The organism is Paraburkholderia sp. GV068, assembly GCF_003058125.1.
Classification (GTDB): Bacteria; Pseudomonadota; Gammaproteobacteria; order Burkholderiales; family Burkholderiaceae; genus Paraburkholderia; species Paraburkholderia graminis.
In genome coordinates this window covers 16,432-31,720 of sequence record NZ_QBUB01000017.1, presented here as the reverse complement: position 1 = coordinate 31,720, position 15,289 = coordinate 16,432, and the positions used below count along the sequence as shown (strand labels likewise).

Below are 15,289 nucleotides of genomic sequence, written 5' to 3'. Positions count from 1 at the left end.
GCGAACCGCGAATTGCCGCGCCGCCCGACATGGAATCAACAGGAGAAACTCATGGCATCCGTGAACAAGGTCATTCTCGTCGGCAATCTCGGAGCCGATCCGGAAGTCCGTTATCTTCCGAGCGGCGACGCAGTGGCGAATATCCGCCTTGCCACGACGGATCGGTACAAGGACAAGGCATCCGGCGAGATGAAGGAAGCCACCGAATGGCATCGCGTGTCGTTCTTCGGCCGCCTCGCGGAGATCGTGTCCGAATATTTGAAGAAAGGATCTTCGGTCTATCTGGAAGGACGTATTCGCACCCGCAAGTGGCAGGCGCAGGACGGCACCGACCGTTACTCGACGGAAATCGTTGCCGAGCAGATGCAAATGCTGGGCGGCCGCGGCGGCTCGATGGGCGGCGGCGATGAAGGCGGCTATAGCCGCGGCGAGCCGTCGGAGCGCAGCGGTGGTGGCGGCGGCGGCCGTGCGATGTCGGGCGGCGGTTCGCGTGGCGGCAGCGGCGGTGGTGCTGGTGCTGGCGGCGGTGGTGGTTCCAGCCGTCCGAGCGCGCCGGCCGGCGGTGGGTTCGATGAGATGGATGACGATATTCCGTTCTGATCGGCCCGTAGCGCAAAGCCAGCAAAACCCCGCTTCCTCGCGGGGTTTTTTCTTTCCAGCCGTCGTCACCGCCCCAAATGCGCCAACGCATCCCGCATCGGCGCACTCGAAATCATGATCGGCCCGGTCAGCGGCGTATCGAGATCCACGATCACATAAATAGCCGACGCAATCGACACAGCCCCGAGCGTAATCGTCACTAGCGCCAGTGCATTGCGCGGCGCGATCAACCCGAAGCTCAGGAAGATCACGCAAAGCCAGAACGTCAGCGTCTTGAAGAACGGCTGCGAAATCGAGCTATGCGCTTCCTCGATAATTTTCCAGCGCGCGTCCACGACGCGGCGAAACTGCGTGAGGCTGTCGTCGAGTGCGTGTTGTTGCAGCGGGTCATGCGCGCGCAACTGCCGCAATTGCCGGCCGACCGACGTCAGCAAATCTCCGAGCCGCACGTTTTCCAGTTTCTGCGAGTTGTCGGGCGAGCCGAGGTTTTTCGGGTAATCGCCGGCCGGCGCCGGCTCGCGCGGCCATGTCGATGCAACGGCCGCCGCCGTGTAGACGCGCAACAGCTTGCGCGCCGCGTCCGTGTCGCTGCCGTACTCCCTGAGCGTCGTGTCCAGCTCGATGATGTCGGCGGCGTAGGTGCGCAAATCGTTCGCGGCCGTGTCGAAGCTCGATTTCGCCGATGCCGTCATCAGACCGAGCACCAGCGCCGCGAACGTCACCAGCATGCCGATCACTAGTTGCACGAGTTGCACCGTTTCGTGCGCCTTGTGCTCCTCGGGCAGCAGCGGCCGCAGCCACACGCCGAACCCCGTCGCCACCAGCAGCAGAACGAAAACCAGCAGAGCCGAGCCTATTTCCGACATAAAAGTGCTCCCAGTGGCGCTCGCGTCGACAGGCGGCATCCGGCTAGCGTGCCACGAACCCGGCGGGCCCGCCATGCGGCGCTTCGAGGCCGGTTGCCGTCGTCGAAATGTTGATGCGACGCAAACGCTTGCGTCATCACCATAAAGTTTCCAGTTATTTCGCCGTAGTCCCTATCTGTGGCATTCGCTTAAATTCTGACAAAAGTTGCGGACCATGCCGAACGGGCTTGGGCGCAGCACGCGTGGCCGGGCACATTTTCACTGAGTATTCGGTCAGGCAGCCCAAATGGAGACTAGCCCGATGCTGAAAAATCTGTCGATTCGCAGTTGCCTTACCTTGATGATCGCGTTCTTTGCCGCCGCGCTGCTGCTGGGCGCCGCGGCCGGGCTTCTGTCGCTGCGCTCGAGCAACGCGTCGCTGCAGCAGATGTACACCGTCGATACGCCCGCCGTCGCCGATCTTGAAGGCAGCGCCGGGCAGTTGCTGCGGCTGCGCCTCGCGCTGGCCACTTATTCGTCGCTGGTGGATCTGAACGACCAGGACGGCGCGAACGCCGTGCTCAAGCGCTTCGATCAATACCAGAAAGCGTCCGACGAACGCCTCGCCCACTATTTGAGCCGCGCCAGCGCCGACGAAACCGAGCAGCGGCTGATCAAGGACATGCAGACGAAGCGCGACACGTTCCTGCACGAAGGCGTCGAACCGGCGTTCGCCGCGTTGAAGGCGGGCGACCATCCCACGTTCCAGCAATTGCAGGCGCGGAAGCTGCCGTCGCTGTACAGCGCCTATGAAAAAGCGATGCTCGCGCTCGAACAGCTCCAACTCGATCACGGCGCGCAGCGCTATCAGAGCGCACAAGACCTGTTTTACGCGATCTGCGTGACGGTGGCGGTCGGCATCGTCGTGTCGCTGCTCGGTTCGCTGATCGGCCGCGCGGTGCTGGTGCGCGCAATCGTGACTCCGGTCGATGCCACCATCGCGCAGTTCCAGCGGATCGCGAATGGCGACCTGACCGGCCGTATCGTCGTGACGAGCAATAACGAAATGGGGCGCCTCGCCGCCGCGCTGCGCAAGATGCAGGAATCGCTGATCGCGACGGTGACGTCAGTGCGGCAAGGCACGGAATCCATCGACAGCGGCGTGAGCGAAATCGCCGCCGGCAACACGGATTTGTCGCAACGCACGGAAGAACAGGCTGCGTCGCTCGAGGAAACGGCGGCGAGCATCGAAGAGCTTACGTCGACGGTCAAGCAAACGGCGGACAACGCGAAGCAGGCGAGTTCGCTCGCCCAAGGCGCATCGACGCTCGCTGCTCAGGGCGGCGAACTGGCGGACAAGGTGGTCGGCACGATGCACGAGATCGTCGACGACTCGCGGCGTATTGCCGACATTGTCGGCGTGATCGAAGGGATCGCTTTCCAGACCAACATTCTCGCGCTGAACGCGGCCGTCGAGGCGGCGCGTGCCGGTGAGCAGGGCCGCGGTTTTGCGGTCGTCGCGAGCGAGGTGCGTTCGTTGGCACAGCGAAGCGCCGCGGCTGCGAAGGAGATCAAGGCGCTGATCGACGCGTCGACGGCGCGCGTCGAAAACGGCTCGCAACTGGTCGAGCGCTCGGGCTCGACGATGAGCGAAATCGTGCAGGCGATCTCGCGTGTGAGCTCGATCATGGGCGAGATCGCGGCAGCGGCAACCGAGCAGAGCGCGGGTATCGACCAGGTGAATCTCGCCGTCGCGCAAATGGATGAAGTCACGCAGCAGAATGCCGCGCTCGTCGAGCAAGCCGCGGCGGCCGCGAGTTCGCTGGAGGAACAGGCGCGAAGGTTGACGTCGGCGGTGGCTGTGTTTCAGACGGAGGGTGGTTCGTCGTCGCGGGTCACGGCGGCGTTGGGGCGCGGTAACGGTAACGGCGTTGCGGCTCAGTTTGCCGCAAGCGAGGCGGATGAGTTCGCCACGGCTTGATGCGTTTGTGAGCGGTTTGGCGGGTGAGGCGAGGTAGGGTGCGTCAGGTGGCGGCGCGCTGTGCCGCACCGCACGGCGAACGAACCGCGAACAACGCACCGCCAGCAACGCACCGCGAACAACGCACGTCCTCTGAAGCCCGCCTTACTGCATAGCCGCATAATACTTCGCAAGACTATCTATCTCCGCCGACGTCATCTGCCGCGTCACATTGCGCATCTGCTCATTGATGTCGTTGCGACGCGCGCCTGAAGCAAACGCCCGCATTTGCGCGGCCAGATAAATCGACGACTGCCCGCCGAGCCACGGCGCCGAGCCTTTGCGGTCGAGCTGTCCGTGGCACGCCGCACACGGCGCGATATTGCGCTGCGGATCGCCCTGCATCGCGAGCCGCACGGCGTTCGCATCGGGCGTGCTGCCGGTCGGCGCGACTTCCGCTGCCGGACCTCGCGGCAGTGACGCATAGTAAGCCGCGAGATCGTGCAGATCCTGATCGCTGCGGGCCGCGACGATCGGCTGCATGATCGAGTTTTGCCGCACACCCTGCTGATAATCGCGCAACTCCTTGTAGACCACATCAGCGTATTGACCTGCCAATGCGGGCGCCGTGACCTGCACGGTGCCGAGCACGCCGTGGCACATCGAGCAGTTCTGCGTCGCGATCGTCGCGCCGCGCCCGATCGAATCCGCGTCGGCCCGCACGCGCCGCAACGGCGGCAGCACGACCACGTCGCTCGGCGCCGGGCCCGCCACGTTCGCGCCGCCATACCAACTCGACGGCGCGCCCGCCGCGCCGCAGATGGTTGCCCACAAACCGCGGCCCGCGAACGCGCTGTTCGCCGAAGGCAGCCAGACAAAGCCGATCAGTATCGCGATGACGGCAATCGCGAGCGTGCCGCCGACGCTCACCGTGAACCACGGGTTGCGCAAGCTGAAGACGCGTTCCTGATTCATCGCTGGGCTCCGACGACGACCGCGGGCACCGAAGTCTGCGGCAGTTTGAGCAATTGAACGATGGGCACGCTGTAATTGACGACGGTCAGGCCGATCATCAAGGCGACCCACAAGCCGAAGGTATTCAGCGCGGCCGGCACGCGTTCCACCGGATGAACCGCGCTCGCGAAGCGGAAGCGTTGCTGCTCAACCGCGGGCCCGAACTGCGACTTCGCGAGAATGTAGATGAAGAGCGCGCCCGATACCGCGAGAATCAGGCCGCCCACTGCCGACACACCGACCCAGAACGCCTGCGATTCGAGTCCCGGCATCTTGTAGTCGTAGTAAGCCATGCGGCGCGGCGCGCCGAGCAGCCCGACGTAATGCCACGGCAGCGTGACCACCAGCATGCCGATGAACCATAGCCACAACTGCGTGCGTACGAGCTTCACCGACACGATCGCGCGGCTCGTCAGTTGCGGCCACAATTCATAAGCGATCGCGAAGTACATGATGACGATCGCGCCGCCGAAAATCAGATGGAAGTGCCCGGTGACCCACTGCGTGTTGTGCACCGTCGAGTTCAACTGATAGCTCATGTTGATAAGGCCGCCCGCGCCGCCGAGCCCGAGCATCACGAACGAGAACGCGATGACGAGCATCATCGGATTCTGCCAGGGCAATGCCGTGAGCCAGCCGAACGCACCTTTGCCGCCGCGCAGCCTGCCGGCAATTTCCACCGACGCGCAAATCGTGAACACCGTCAGCAGCGTGGGCACCGACACCATTCCGGTGAAGACCGCGTGCAGAAACTTGAAGCCCGAGCCGACCTGCGGATCGACAAACAGATGGTGAATGCCGATCGGCATCGCGAAGACGAGAAACAGAATGAACGACACGCGCGCCATCGAATCGCTATAAAGCCGCCCGCCGATGGCTCGCGGCACCAGCGTGTAGTACGCGATGTATGCGGGAATCAGCCAGAAGTAGACGATCGCGTGCAGCGTCCACGAGAACAGGATGCGTGAGAGGCCGGCGTCGATCGTATTGGTGAGGCCGAGCGCGACCGGCAGAATCTGAAAGAGGATTTCGAGCGCCGCGCCGACCGCGGTCCACGCCCACAGGTACGCGCCCGCAACGTTGGCGAACATCGCAAGCGGCACCGGTTTGCCGGGGTTCGCGCGCCTCCAGATACGCAGATTCACGTGCATCAGCGCGACCCAGATCCATGAGCCGACCACCACCAGCACCACGCCGAGGTAATAGAAAGGGCTGCCGATCATCGGCGGATAGAAGGTGTAGAGCACCGAGGCTTTGCCGAGTGCCACGGGCACCATCGCCATCACCGCGCCGACCGCCAGCATGATGAACGCGGCCCATGCCCACTTGAGGCCGGCGAGGCGCTGCGCGAGCGCAAGCTCGACGATGGCGTAACCGAAGCCCATCGACACCAGCGTCGGCAGCACGTAGGCCATCACCGAGCCGTGCGCGGTCACCGAGCGGTAGTAGAGTTCCGGGTCGCCGATCCAAGGCGCGAGCGGGCTGCGCACCAGCATCTGCCAGGCGCCGAGAAAGAGCGCAATGATGAACGCGATAAAGGCGAGCCAGAAATGCGCGAGAACGAGTCGCTTAGCGTGAAACACAGCTCAGCCTCCGTGTTTGTCGGGCCTGCTCGAAGAAGGCCGCTTTGTCGATCACCTTCACATGCGCCCACATCGCCTGATGACCGAAGCCGCAGAACTCGTGACAGGGCATGGTGTGATCGGCGGGCGCGTCGAAGCGCGTGTTCAGCGTCGCGACGTAGCCTGGCACGACCATCGTGTTGATGTTGGTGTCGGTGACGAGCAGGCCGTGCACGACGTCGGCGCTCGTCGTGCGAATGGTGATCGGCGTGTCCGCGGGCACAAGCAGGCACTGCGGCGTGAACGAATACTGCTGCGCGATGAAACGCACGATCACGGAGCCGTCCGGCTCGACCGCGCTGCCGAGATTGTTTTCGACGAATTCTCCCGAGAGTTGCAGGCGTGACGGGTCGATGGTTTCCACGCGCGACGGCGGCATCATCGCCCAATGCAGTCCGGAGTACACGATCACGGCGAGCATGAGCACGATCAACGCGCTGACGAAGATCGCCCAGCGGCGTTCGGCGCGCAGCGCGACCGCGTGGCCGCTGCCTGGTGGATGTTGAGGTTGCGGTTCGGTGGACATGATCAGTGCACGACGCCGCGCGGCAGAAACACGAGGAAGTAGAAGCCGAACCAGATCGCCATGACGATCAGCGTAGCCACGCCCGCCACCGCAACGGCGCCGTGCGGACCGGCGGCCACCACGCGTTCGACGTCTTCATCCGTGGATGGGCCCGCGGTGCGGGTATCGTTCGCTTCCATCAAGGGCTTCTCCAGTTTCCGATGCGGCGGTTCAATCGCGGCTGCTGCCGCTACGGGACGTGCCGCGCTAATGCAGCGGCGCCTTGCGCAGTTCGTTGACTTCGCGTGCGGTCACGGGCTTGCCGTGGTTGCCCCACGCGGTGCGGATATACGTCACGACGGCGGCGGCTTCGGTGTCGTTCAACTCCTGCGCGAAAGGCGGCATGCCGTAGGGCTCCGGGTTGCGTCGCGTGCCAGGCGGGAAGCCGCCGTTCAGCACGATGCGGATCGGGTTCACCGCGGAGTCCATTTCGATCGACTGGTTCGCGGCGAGCGGCGGATAGTGCTGCAGCTTGCCTTCGCCTTTTGCGCCGTGGCACAGCGCGCACTTGTCGGCGTAGATCTTTTCGCCGAGCGCGAATACGTTGGTGTTGGTCGCCGCCGACGGCCCGGACTTGCGGCCGCGATTGTCCGGCAGCGTCTTCAGATACGCGGCCATGGCCTTGGCGTCTTCGTCGGTCATGTATTGCAGGCTGTGGTAGGTGACCTCGGCCATCGGGCCATACACCGCGCCACGGTCCGAGATACCCGCTTGCAGCAGATCGACGATGTCCTTGATGCTCCAGTCGCCGAGGCCGCCGTCCTTGTCGGAAGTGAGCGAGGGCGCATACCAGTTCTGCACCGGAATCAGCCCGCCGGCAAACTGCTCGCTTTGCGACGAGCCGCCGAGCATGTTGATCTTGGTGTGGCACATCGTGCAGTGCCCGAGTCCTTCGACCAGATACGCGCCGCGATTCCATTCGACCGAACGAGTCGGATCGGGCTTGAACTCGCCTTCGCGGAAATACAGCGTGCGCCAGCCATATAGCAATTTGCGCTGATTGAACGGGAAGCGCAGCGTGTGCTTGTGGTTCGCCTCGCGCACCGGTTCGACGGACTTCAGATAAGCGAAGATCGCGTCCGAGTCCTCGCGCGTGACTTTGGTGTACTGCGCAATCGGCATCGCCGGATAAAGCAGCTTGCCTTCGGGCGTGATGCCGGTGCGCATCATCCGGAAGAACGCGTCCTCGCTCCATGTGCCGATGCCGTATTGCGCGTCCGGCGTGATGTTCGGCGAATAGAGCGTGCCGAACGGCGTTTCCATCGCGAGGCCGCCCGCAAACAGTCTGCCGCGCGGCGCCGTGTGGCAGGCCACGCAGTCGCCCGCGCGCGCAAGGTACTCGCCGCGCTTGACGATGTCGGGACGCGTGTCGGCGGCTGCGCCGGGTTGAACTGCTGCGCTTTCCGCAGCGCGAGCTTCGGCGACGACGAGCGGCAACGGCACGGCCATGCGCGCAAGCATCGCGCTGCCGCATACGAGCGCCGCGGCGGCGAGCAGCGCGAAGCGGCGGCGCATCGGCGTGCGAGGCGGACGAAGTGTCGGTTTCATTGCGGTTGGCTCCCGCATGCGAGAGGCAAGCGCTCCGCCGATGCCGGCGCGGGCCGCGGATCGGCTGGACGCGGTTGGCGCGCGAGCCACGTGGATACTGCGGTGATGTCCTTGTCGGTCAGCTTCACGGCGATCGAGTGCATGCAATCCGGCGCGAGCGCGTGGCGTGTGCCCGAACGCCAGGTGCCCATCTGCCCCGCGATATAGCTCGCGTGCAAACCGAGCAGGCCGGGAATGCCCGGCTGCTGGCCGGTCATGCGCGCGCCATGACACGCGATGCACGCGGGAATCTTGCGCGCCGGATCGCCTTGCGTCACGAGCCGCTGACCGGCGGCGAGCACCGCGGGCGAGACGTCGGAATGATCGGCATTCGGATAGGGCGGCTGAAGATCGGCGAAGTACTCGCTGATCTTGTGCAAATACTCGTCGGGCAGAAATGCGACCAGGTAACCCATCGGCGGATAGGTACGGCCGCCGTCGCGGAATGCGATGAGTTGATTGAAGAGATAGTCGGCGGGCTTGCCGGCGATGCGCGGGAAGTAGTCGTTATTGAGGCCCTGACCTTGCACGCCATGACAAGAGGTGCAGGCGCGCACGCGCTCGTCCATGGCCGAAGGCATTGCGCCGGCTGCATTGCCGGCCGCTAGCGCGGCGCCGCTCCATAAGAGATGGAGCATAAACACAATGGCAAATCCCCAAGCTCTACGATGCACGTCGGGCCTCGCTGGGAAACGTTTTTTTGTCGGCTTGCTTCGCCCGCATTCGCGACTGGGCTGCTTTCCAGTCACCACGCACAGCGGGTCTATCACTTTCTCTCTTACGACAGCACAGACTGCGAAGGGAAGCTTATTCTGGACAATAAAGTTGATTCGCCATTGCGATGCAATTGCTTGATTCAAATCAAGCAAGCGCGTGTATGTGCCGAAGACGGCGGCTCGTTGATTCGTCTCTGACCATCATAGATGCGCTTCAAAGCGCTTTCAATGCTTCAATTCGCACTGCACGCAAATTCCACAGCGGGCGAATGTGACAGTCCGATGTGCTTAACTGAAGAGCCGCATCAACGCTAGGCGCGCATTGCTCACGCGTTCGCTTTCGCCAATTCGGCCCGGCAATAGATGGAATTCGACGGCAGGCAATGCGGGCAAGCCGATGCCGGGCGGGCACGCGATCACGCCCGCGCCAATCGACGATTCGTTCAGGCACGAGATGCCGAGCCCCGCCTTTAACGCGAGCTGCAATCCGGCCACGCCCGAAGCCGAGTGGGACACCACATAGGGCACCTTGTTTTCGTCGAGCAGTTTGACGACGAAGCGCTGCAACTGGCAACTCGACGGCAGCAGCACCAGTTGATACGGCGAGGCGGGGCGCGGACTCGCATCGGCGGCGCTGACCCACAGCAGCTTCTCACGCCTGACCACGGTGCTTTGTGCAGCGCCGCGCCGGACGCCCGCTCGCGAGTTGCCGGTGACGAGCCGCAATGAGAGGCCGATGTCGAACGAGGCGTCGTCGGCGGCGTGGCTGTCGATCACGGCGCTCGGCAAGACGGTGACATGCAGCTTCAGACGCGGATGCTGCTCGGAAAACGTCTTGAGGATGCGGGCGATGTCGTGCGGGCGGTAATAGTCGGTGATCGCGATGCGCAATTCGCCGTCGAGCGAGCGGCCTTGCAGGTCTTCGAACGCCGCTTCGCTCATTGCGATGATGCGCCGCGCGTGTTCGAGCAGGCGGCTGCCCGCAGGCGTCGCGCTCACGCCTTGCTTGCTGCGTACGAAGAGCGGCTGGCCGACGCGTTCCTCGAGTTTTTTCAGTTGCTCGCTAACCGACGATTGCGACAGGAAAACGCGCTCCGCCCCTGCCGACACGCTGCCCGATTCCGCGACGGCGACGAAGGTGCGCAGTTGCGTCAGGTCGAATCCGCGCTGGCTCATGTTTCGTTTGTTCCGATTGATGGCATCTGTATTTCCGGCTTTTCCGATGGAAGCCGTCGCCGTAGGATACCTCCGAAATCATCGCGGAGGAATCATGGCAAACGGGTTATCGGCAAGCGGCTTGGTCATCGGCGGACGCGCGGCGAGCCACAAATGGAAGGTGCTGGGCGTCGGTTTCGCGGCGAACGCGAGCTTTTCGGCGGCTTTCTCGGGCATTCCTACGACGGCTGTTTATTTGCGCTCGGGTTATCACCTCGGCAACGAGGGACTCGGCCTCGTGCTTGGCATGCTTGGTTTGGGCATCGCGGTCAGTGAACTGCCGTGGGGACTCTTGACGGACCGCTGGGGCGACCGTCGCGTGCTGTTGCTGGGACTGCTGTCCACCGCGGCGGCGCTCGCCGGCCTTGCGCTCTTCGCAGCGCCGCTCGGCTCGCATGTGCCTCACGTCACGACGCTGGCGCTCGGCTTGCTGCTGGTCGGCCTGCTCGGCGGCAGCGTCAACGGATCGAGCGGCCGCGCGGTGATGGCGTGGTTTCGTGAAGGCGAGCGCGGACTGGCCATGAGCATTCGTCAAACAGCGGTGCCGGCGGGCGGTGGACTTGGCGCGCTGCTGTTGCCGGCGCTCGCGTCGAGGTTCGGCTTCGTGAGCGTTTATGCGGTGCTGGCGCTGGGTTGCGCGATAACGGCGGGGTTCGCATGGCGATGGCTGCATGAACCGGCGCATGTTGTGGACGGCGATGCGGGCGCGGCGTATGGAGGCGCGGCGCATCGTGCGAGGACAGAGGATGCGGCAGAGGCTGCGGGCGATGCGAATGGTCAGCGTGCCGTAGACGCGGTGGGTATCGTACGTGCTGACGGTGCCGCGCAAGGTGCGCGTGCGGTGCGTGGCGGACGTGCAGTACGAGCAGCCGATGCGGCGGGCGGCGGACGTGCCGTGCATGCCAACACCAACGGCGCCAACGCAAACGGTGCCAACACCAGCCAAGCCAAAACCCCCTCGCCGCTGCGCGAAATCGGCATCTGGCGCGTCGCGCTCGGAGCGGGCGCGCTTTGCGTGCCGCAGCTTGCCGTCGTCACGTTCGGAACCGTGTTTCTCCATGACTTCGGTCACGCCGACGTGCTGACGATCAGCGTGGCGATGGCGGCGGTGCAGGCCGGCGCGGCGATCGCGCGCGTCTGCAGCGGCAGGTGGACGGATCGGCACGGCAATCGGCGCGCCTACATGCGCGGCTGCAGTCTGCTCACGGCCGTACTGTTCGCCGCGCTTGCCCTCGCGACCGGCGTCGCCGGCATGCAGCACGTCGCGCTCACGCCGGTCACGATGATCCTCGCGTCAATGATCGTGCTCGGCGGCGTGAGCGCGTCCGCATGGCACGGCGTCGCGTTCACCGAGCTCGCGACGCTCGCCGGCACGAACCGCGCAGGTACTGCGCTCGCGATCGGCAATACCTGCGTTTTCCTCACGCTTTTTCTGACGCCGCTTGCGATTCCGCCGCTGCTCTCGCTCGGATCGTGGCCGATGGTGTGGGCGGTCGCGAGTGTGAGCGCGTTGCTCGCGCTGCCGGTTTTCCCGCGCGCTGCGCGCATGGATTCGGCGCGCGTGACGCAAACCTGTTGACGTGGGTTAAGAATTTTCACACAGCGTATTTCCATTTCGCGCGACGTTTATCTGGGCGCCGCGCAAGCCGGTGTGCAAGACGGTGTTAATGGCGCCTGGTTTGCGCGCCAATCTCCCCCGCGTAGACCTTCGCGAATTATTCACTTTGGGTATTTAAGCCTTTGGCGGTTCGATTCACTACAGGATTAGGAGCGCTCCGATTTTAGTTTTGCGCGGGGTGGTGATTTTATGGTTGTGCCGCGCGCTCACATTCAAATGTGTCCGCGGCGGGACACGCGTGGAGCGTCTTAATCTGTTCTGCGTATCTGATAACTATTCCTACATTCAGCGCGAGAAAATCCTAGTGAACATTCGAATTGTTCTTGCCGACGATCATCCGTTCGTTCTGCTTGGTGTCAGAAGCATGCTTGAGACGCGTGCCGGCGTCGCGATCGTCGGGCAGGCCGGCAGTCCCACGACATTGATCGAACTGCTGCGGCGCACGCCGTGCGACGTGCTGGTTACGGATCTGTCGATGCCCGATCCCGCCGGCCTCATCGAAGACGAATTGCACCTCATCCGCCATATCCAGGCCGAGTGGCCGGGCCTGCGCATCGTCGTCATGTCGACGACAACCAACCCTGCGCTTCTCCACGCGCTTGCAGCGGACGGCGCTGTTAGCTTGCTAAGCAAGAGCGAGTCGACGCGCGAACTGTGGCGCGCGATCGACGAACCTGCAAGCGGCGCGCGATATATCGGAAGTTCGATTGCGAGACTTCTCGCAAGACCGGAGACGGGTTGCGATCGGAAGATGGCGCTTCCGCTGTCGGGAATGCAGACGACGGTCGTCAGGATGTTCGTAGAAGGCCACTCAATTGCGGAAATTGCCGCTGCTCTCGGATGTCATCGCCGCACTGTTATTCGGCGAAAGCGTGAAGCAATGACAAAACTTGGCGTTACTAACGATCCTGGTTTATTCTCGTGCATCAGGTCCAGCGAAATTCTTAAGATTGGATCGCATAGCTAAGCAATTAATCGATCCGGTTTTTGAAGTTGTTTCGGACCGATCTTATGTTTAAGGCCATCGTAATGCTTGATGATCAAGCGGGACCGGTTGCGCGGGACACGGTGACGGGAGTCAGAACATGGAGAAGAGGTAGACGATGGGCGACACCGCTGCAATAAGCACACCGGTCCGGGCGATCATCGCGGACGATCATCCGCTCGTCCTGCTGGCGATCGAAAATCTGATAGGCGGCTACCCGAGCATGGAGGTCGTCGGCCGCGCGGCCGACGCGACCGAGCTCTTTGCCGAGGTCGACCGCACAGGCTGTGACCTCGTGCTCATGGATCTGTACATGCCAGGCGGCGCAGACGGCAGCGGAGTCGAGGCCGTGCGGCAGTTCAGGAGGCGCTATCCTGACGTCGCGCTCATCGTGCTCACCATGGAGACCGAGGCCGCGGCGCTGCAAAGCGTGATCTCGCTCGGCGTGGACGCGCTTATCAGCAAGCGCGACCGTATCGATCTGATCCACGTGGCAATCGTCACGGCGCTCGCGGGCGAATGCTATCTGGGACCGGCGGTGCGCACGCTCATTACCAAGGCAGCGGCGATGCAGCGGCTCGACTTCGTGCGTTCGGTGTTGTCGCGGCGCGAGCTGGAAGTATTCACTCAGTACGCGTCGGGGCTCGGCGTCACCGAAATTGCGGGCCGGCTCGGGCGCAGCGTCAAGACGATCAGCGCTCAGAAATGTACGGCCATGCGCAAGCTTTCGTTAAATAGCGACGCGGAACTGTTCCGGTTCGCGGTCGAGCATGGCGTGGTGTCGGAGACGCACACCGAAGGCCGTTAGCGCACCGATAGCTACAAGTGGACGTCGCGCCGGGCCGGCGCGGCGAACAAAAAATGGATTGGCGTTGCCTGGGGAAGTACATCTCGTATTGGGCAGCCAGTCGATAAGTCAAGAAAACAATGACAGACAAAATCCGCGTTATCGTGGCGGACGACCACGACTGTGTTCGCGTCGGCGTGACGCGGTTGCTGCAGGCCACATCGAAAATCGAGATCGTCGGGCAGGCGGCCGACACCCACGGGCTCGCCGAATTGCTCGACATCTGCGAGTGCGACGTCGTCATATCCGACATCGGAATGCCCGGACTGGACGGCGGGAGCAACGCCGTGTCGTTCCTGCGCCGCGTGTTGCGAGGACGCGCGCATCCGCCTGTCGTCGTCCTCACCATGATTTGCCACGCGCATATGCTGTCAGGGCTGTTACACCTCGGCGTCAGCGCGATAGTGGACAAGCGCGACACGACAGCAGCGTTGATCGACGCGATCCGTGCAGCAATGTCGGGCGGCGTCTATCTGTCGGATCGGGTGCGCAATGTATTGGAGATCAGCGAGACGCCGCCGCAACTACGTGCCAGCGTTCTCAGCGCGCGCGAATGGGAAGTATTTCAGCTCTATACGCAAGGTCTCGCTGTGCACGAAATCGCGAAGCGTCTCGAGCGCAGCGGAAAAACCATTAGCACTCAGAAGCGCACCGCCATGCGCAAGCTGGGTCTCGAGACGGAATCCGACCTCATCGAGTACGCGCGGCAAATCGGACTGGTCTAGGCGACCTGCTGGCGCCACGCCCCTATACCGACATCTCGCGGTCCTGAAATTAGGACTCTTCTGATTGGTAGACGCGCCTCGCCGCTACATAGTTGCGAATTAGCTTCGGCCTTTGCTGACGTTAGCCTCATAGAAGCAGTTATTTCTCGAGGCTAGACCGCTCAAAGCCGGGAACTTGAGGCGGGTGTGCTGCGGAAATTTCGCGGCGCCTTCCGCCTTGCATCGCGACAGGAGGGCGGCATGGCCGTGCTAGGTAAGCGGTTGTTGGTCGAGGGCGTAGGTACTGCATGGCTTGTTTTCGTCGGCTGCGGCAGTATTGTGTTGAACACCGGCGCCGTTCAGCAGGGGTACGGCGTACTCGAGGTCTCACTCGCGTTCGGCCTCGCGCTCGCCACGGCCAGCTACTGGTTCGGCGGGACGTCGGGCGCGCATTTCAATCCCGCTGTCACGGTCGGTTTCACGGCCGCGCAACGGTTCCCCGTCAAAGACTTGCTGCCCTACATCGCAGCGCAGATTCTCGGCGCTGTCGCGGCCGCTGCGCTCCTCGTCTATGTGGCGAACGGCCGCCCCGGCTTTGAAATGGGCGCGAGCGAATTCGCGGCCAATGGTTTTGGCGACCATTCTCCTTCGGACTACAAACTGCACTCCGCGCTCGCGATCGAGTTCGTGCTGTCGTTCGCGTTCGTCATGGTGAGCCTCTTCGTGGCCACGCGATACAAGGCGGAGGTGGCCGGGCCCGTGGTCCTCGGCGGATGTCTGGCGCTCATCTATCTGGTGTCGATTCCGGTTACTAACGGCTCGGTGAACCCGGCGCGCTCCACGGCGCAGGCGCTTTTCGTCGGCGACTGGGCGCTCGACCAGTTGTGGCTCTTCTGGGCGGCGCCCATGTCGGGCGGGGTCGTGGCGGGCTTTGTGTTTTCGGTCCTGTCCGGCAGGTCCGAGCAGTCTGCCGCTGCGCTTGCCGATCGGCAGAGCGAAGCCGCTTGAGTC

General features: G+C 63.4%; 15 protein-coding genes. 7 read left to right on the top strand and 8 right to left on the bottom strand.

What is annotated here, in order from left to right:
* Positions 1-51: 51 nt before the first annotated feature.
* Positions 52-600, top strand: coding sequence for a single-stranded DNA-binding protein (locus C8K18_RS27390; protein WP_029969722.1), 549 nt, complete (start codon positions 52-54; stop codon positions 598-600).
* A gap of 65 nt (positions 601-665) precedes the next feature.
* On the opposite strand, the gene C8K18_RS27385 is transcribed toward C8K18_RS27390, so the two are convergent.
* On the bottom strand, positions 666-1,466 hold the full coding sequence (locus tag C8K18_RS27385) for a DUF4239 domain-containing protein (protein WP_006048008.1): 801 nt from the start codon (positions 1,464-1,466) through the stop codon (positions 666-668).
* Between the two features lie 301 nt (positions 1,467-1,767).
* Between C8K18_RS27385 and C8K18_RS27380 the strand changes: the two genes are divergently transcribed.
* The gene (locus C8K18_RS27380) at positions 1,768-3,426 is read left to right on the top strand and encodes a methyl-accepting chemotaxis protein (RefSeq protein ID WP_053857489.1); all 1,659 of its coding nucleotides are present in this window, start codon (positions 1,768-1,770) and stop codon (positions 3,424-3,426) included.
* Between the two features lie 144 nt (positions 3,427-3,570).
* On the opposite strand, the gene C8K18_RS27375 is transcribed toward C8K18_RS27380, so the two are convergent.
* The 7 genes from C8K18_RS27375 to C8K18_RS27350 all read right to left on the bottom strand — a co-directional run bounded on the left by C8K18_RS27375 (position 3,571) and on the right by C8K18_RS27350 (position 10,085).
* Positions 3,571-4,380: a c-type cytochrome gene (locus C8K18_RS27375; protein ID WP_029970505.1), complete on the bottom strand. Its 810-nt coding sequence runs from the start codon at positions 4,378-4,380 to the stop codon at positions 3,571-3,573.
* On the bottom strand, positions 4,377-6,002 hold the full coding sequence (locus C8K18_RS27370) for a b(o/a)3-type cytochrome-c oxidase subunit 1 (protein ID WP_006048005.1): 1,626 nt from the start codon (positions 6,000-6,002) through the stop codon (positions 4,377-4,379). Before C8K18_RS27370 ends, C8K18_RS27375 begins: the two co-directional genes overlap by 4 nt.
* Positions 5,989-6,567 (bottom strand): cytochrome c oxidase subunit II, encoded by a 579-nt coding sequence (locus C8K18_RS27365; RefSeq protein ID WP_006048004.1) that lies wholly within the window; start codon positions 6,565-6,567, stop codon positions 5,989-5,991. Before C8K18_RS27365 ends, C8K18_RS27370 begins: the two co-directional genes overlap by 14 nt.
* 2 nt (positions 6,568-6,569) lie before the next feature.
* On the bottom strand, positions 6,570-6,746 hold the full coding sequence (locus tag C8K18_RS33410) for a hypothetical protein (RefSeq protein ID WP_165919865.1): 177 nt from the start codon (positions 6,744-6,746) through the stop codon (positions 6,570-6,572).
* Positions 6,747-6,813: 67 nt separating this feature from the next.
* Positions 6,814-8,154 (bottom strand): cytochrome c, encoded by a 1,341-nt coding sequence (locus tag C8K18_RS27360; protein WP_029970504.1) that lies wholly within the window; start codon positions 8,152-8,154, stop codon positions 6,814-6,816.
* Positions 8,151-8,831 carry a c-type cytochrome gene (locus C8K18_RS27355; RefSeq protein WP_216649265.1) on the bottom strand — a complete coding sequence of 227 codons (681 nt, stop codon included), beginning with the start codon at positions 8,829-8,831 and terminating at the stop codon, positions 8,151-8,153. The genes C8K18_RS27360 and C8K18_RS27355 overlap by 4 nt, the downstream gene beginning before the upstream one ends.
* Positions 8,832-9,197: 366 nt before the next feature.
* Positions 9,198-10,085, bottom strand: a complete 888-nt coding sequence (locus C8K18_RS27350) for a LysR family transcriptional regulator (protein WP_029970501.1) — start codon at positions 10,083-10,085, stop codon at positions 9,198-9,200.
* Positions 10,086-10,179: 94 nt separating this feature from the next.
* Between C8K18_RS27350 and C8K18_RS27345 the strand changes: the two genes are divergently transcribed.
* The 5 genes from C8K18_RS27345 (at position 10,180) to aqpZ (ending at position 15,286) form a co-directional block, all read left to right on the top strand.
* A complete protein-coding gene (locus tag C8K18_RS27345; protein ID WP_107710487.1) occupies positions 10,180-11,703 on the top strand; it encodes an MFS transporter in 1,524 nt (507 codons plus the stop codon).
* 277 nt (positions 11,704-11,980) lie between these two features.
* Positions 11,981-12,709 (top strand): response regulator transcription factor, encoded by a 729-nt coding sequence (locus C8K18_RS27340; protein WP_081653053.1) that lies wholly within the window; start codon positions 11,981-11,983, stop codon positions 12,707-12,709.
* A 136-nt stretch (positions 12,710-12,845) separates the two neighbouring features.
* On the top strand, positions 12,846-13,535 hold the full coding sequence (locus tag C8K18_RS27335) for a response regulator transcription factor (protein ID WP_006047997.1): 690 nt from the start codon (positions 12,846-12,848) through the stop codon (positions 13,533-13,535).
* A gap of 119 nt (positions 13,536-13,654) precedes the next feature.
* Positions 13,655-14,299: a response regulator transcription factor gene (locus C8K18_RS27330; RefSeq protein WP_053857495.1), complete on the top strand. Its 645-nt coding sequence runs from the start codon at positions 13,655-13,657 to the stop codon at positions 14,297-14,299.
* A gap of 240 nt (positions 14,300-14,539) precedes the next feature.
* Entirely contained in the window at positions 14,540-15,286 is a 747-nt protein-coding gene (gene aqpZ / locus C8K18_RS27325; RefSeq protein ID WP_107710486.1) for an aquaporin Z, read from the top strand.
* Positions 15,287-15,289 lie beyond the last annotated feature (3 nt).

Bases quoted from the DNA above. Each gene is read 5' to 3' on its own strand.
- C8K18_RS27330 (WP_053857495.1), top strand. From the start codon at position 13,655: ATGACAGACAAAATCCGCGTTATCGTGGCGGACGACCACGACTGTGTT.
- C8K18_RS27385 (WP_006048008.1), bottom strand. From the start codon at position 1,466: ATGTCGGAAATAGGCTCGGCTCTGCTGGTTTTCGTTCTGCTGCTGGTG.
- C8K18_RS27365 (WP_006048004.1), bottom strand. From the start codon at position 6,567: ATGTCCACCGAACCGCAACCTCAACATCCACCAGGCAGCGGCCACGCG.
- C8K18_RS27380 (WP_053857489.1), top strand. From the start codon at position 1,768: ATGCTGAAAAATCTGTCGATTCGCAGTTGCCTTACCTTGATGATCGCG.
- C8K18_RS27350 (WP_029970501.1), bottom strand. From the start codon at position 10,085: ATGAGCCAGCGCGGATTCGACCTGACGCAACTGCGCACCTTCGTCGCC.
- C8K18_RS27355 (WP_216649265.1), bottom strand. From the start codon at position 8,831: ATGCTCCATCTCTTATGGAGCGGCGCCGCGCTAGCGGCCGGCAATGCA.
- aqpZ (WP_107710486.1), top strand. From the start codon at position 14,540: ATGGCCGTGCTAGGTAAGCGGTTGTTGGTCGAGGGCGTAGGTACTGCA.
- C8K18_RS27345 (WP_107710487.1), top strand. From the start codon at position 10,180: ATGGCAAACGGGTTATCGGCAAGCGGCTTGGTCATCGGCGGACGCGCG.
- C8K18_RS27390 (WP_029969722.1), top strand. From the start codon at position 52: ATGGCATCCGTGAACAAGGTCATTCTCGTCGGCAATCTCGGAGCCGAT.
- C8K18_RS27375 (WP_029970505.1), bottom strand. From the start codon at position 4,380: ATGAATCAGGAACGCGTCTTCAGCTTGCGCAACCCGTGGTTCACGGTG.
- C8K18_RS33410 (WP_165919865.1), bottom strand. From the start codon at position 6,746: ATGGAAGCGAACGATACCCGCACCGCGGGCCCATCCACGGATGAAGAC.
- C8K18_RS27335 (WP_006047997.1), top strand. From the start codon at position 12,846: ATGGGCGACACCGCTGCAATAAGCACACCGGTCCGGGCGATCATCGCG.
- C8K18_RS27360 (WP_029970504.1), bottom strand. From the start codon at position 8,154: ATGAAACCGACACTTCGTCCGCCTCGCACGCCGATGCGCCGCCGCTTC.